Genomic DNA, 2,158 nt, shown 5'->3' with positions numbered 1-2,158 from the left:
TGTAGCATGGCTTTTTTTAAAAGCTCCAAATTTGGCACATTTTCAAGCCTGATCAAAAAAACAAAGCCGCTTAAAGCGGCTTATATGGGTTGGGTTTTTATAAATTATGGGGTTGTGCAACGGTTACCATTGTTAGGCAATGTTTTTTATTCAGGCTTGGAAAGTTCAACATCATATGGTTCCAATAAATATATGTTTCTTTTGACTTTTATTAAATTATACTTTCCAGTTAATGAATATTCTCCATTAATATTATCACTTCGATACAATGTGCCAAAGATAAATTCTCCTTTTTTATTTATGTCAACTCCATAATAGTTTCTTGGATATAAGCTATCAGGAGTTTTATAATTTGTTTCTATTTTGTTCACATAATTAGTTTTCAGATTATCAATATCAAGTGCGTATAGATTACCTAAGGTATGTCCATAAGTGTGGCTTGAATGAATAAATATGAATGGATGATTGTCAAAATAACGTAAAGAAATTTCTTGTAAATAGTTTCCCCCAAAATCGTAATACCGCAACAGTTCAGTTCTTATACTATCTTTTGTTGCGTAAATTGTTATTGCATCGGTACTTGATGTTCTACAATTAGTACAATCATAAACTAATTCATAATCTTCGATTTTACCAAATGGTATATTACGCGTAATCGTCGTGTTTTCCATTTCCATTTGTTTGATAGATTGTTTTTCAAATTCTTTTGGTTGTGCAAAAAGTTCATACCCAATTGAATCATTTTTAATGAATTGCAAGAGGCAAGTTGTAGAGTATATTGTGTCATTATAGATTAAATCACTATAAATTCTAAATCCGCTGTTAGTAGAGTCCCTTTTACAATATAGCCCGTTAAGCGTCTTTTTGCCCGTTTTTTCATAATAAAATTGATTGAAAATGTCAACATCTAAAGGTTTTACATCCCGTAAACTCTTGTTTAAAGTATCTATTTGGAAAAATTTACTATAATTATCGTTTTGTGTTAATTTATAACTGCCATTTTTAGAATTTGCGAGAACTATAAAATACCTCTTATCTTCTTTAACAATAGTACTATTTAGAAGTATTCTTTTATTACCAAAATACTTTAATATTGTATCGCCTCCTTTATTCGAAACTACGAGTAATCCGTGGCCAGGGAAGAAGTCATTTTTTTTATAATATACTTTTGCATAATAATTTAGAGTGTCGTGTGATAATTCATCAGAAACCTCAAAGAGAGAATAGTCATTCTGAAGATTTTTGAAATTAATACTATCATATTTTCTTTCTTTTTTACAAGAAATTAAAGTCAATGTTAAGATTAGAAATGTCAGCTTTTTTATCACACAATTTAAAATTTTATTTGCTTTCCTCTTTTAGCAAAATTTAATATTCTTGTATTCATTTATTCGATATTTCTCTATTATATTTATCAAATGACATCATTTTTTGCATTCTAAATTTAGTTTATACCACATATCTATAGAATAACGAAAGGGTAAATTTGGTTGTTTTGACTGAAAATATTCATATTCTTTAAGTATTTTTTCCCCTGTATTCTTTATTCTAATAAAGTGTTTGTCACTAAGTTTTATACTGCCTAAATTAATCGAAAGTGTATATCCAGGTTTTCCTATAGACTTAGTTATATGATCGACTTTTTCGAAATCAATAAGATATGTTTTAATTATATTCCCACAATTACTCACAATATTGTATTTTGGTTTAACCATAACTACTAAAGTGGGACGGAAAGATAGACTTGTATAAATAAATTCATAAGTTCCATTTAAATTATAATGTTCAGAATTATTTTTTGTTAATTCAATCTCCTTAATATGAGCTTTATTGGTCATTAAAAAGAAGTCTATTTCAAAGTCTGATGTACTTATCTTTTCCGATTTGTCATAGCAATAATGTGTTGAAATATTCAAATCAAAATCAATATTAAAGTGCATATTTTCACCTATCTGTGCATTAGATATGACAGAGATTATAAAAAATACTATTGTTAAAATACTTCTCAATCTTTTTTTTCAAATGTTGCCTAACGGTCTCGTATAAGAATAGTTGCGGGTTTACGTGCGAGGATTTTCCGCAGGAAAATCAGACGTAGTAAACTTGCAACTACCTTTGGTTAAGCCCAAAATTGAGCAATTATTTTTATACATTGTGC

Annotated in this window: 2 protein-coding genes; both read right to left on the bottom strand. The window is 28.3% G+C overall.

Translation table 11 applies throughout. The annotated features are described in order from the left end of the window. Window positions 1-146 precede the first annotated feature (146 nt). Complete coding sequence (locus ESU54_RS17595; protein ID WP_146848193.1) at window positions 147-1,295, bottom strand: hypothetical protein; 1,149 nt, start codon at window positions 1,293-1,295, stop codon at window positions 147-149. A 129-nt stretch (window positions 1,296-1,424) separates the two neighbouring features. After that, window positions 1,425-1,940, bottom strand: coding sequence for a hypothetical protein (locus ESU54_RS17590; protein ID WP_146848192.1), 516 nt, complete (start codon window positions 1,938-1,940; stop codon window positions 1,425-1,427). Window positions 1,941-2,158 lie beyond the last annotated feature (218 nt).

This window comes from Aequorivita antarctica, from assembly GCF_007997155.1.
GTDB lineage: Bacteria > Bacteroidota > Bacteroidia > Flavobacteriales > Flavobacteriaceae > Aequorivita > Aequorivita antarctica.
Note: the sequence above shows the minus strand (reverse complement) of the source record. Positions and strands in the feature narration are given on the sequence as shown.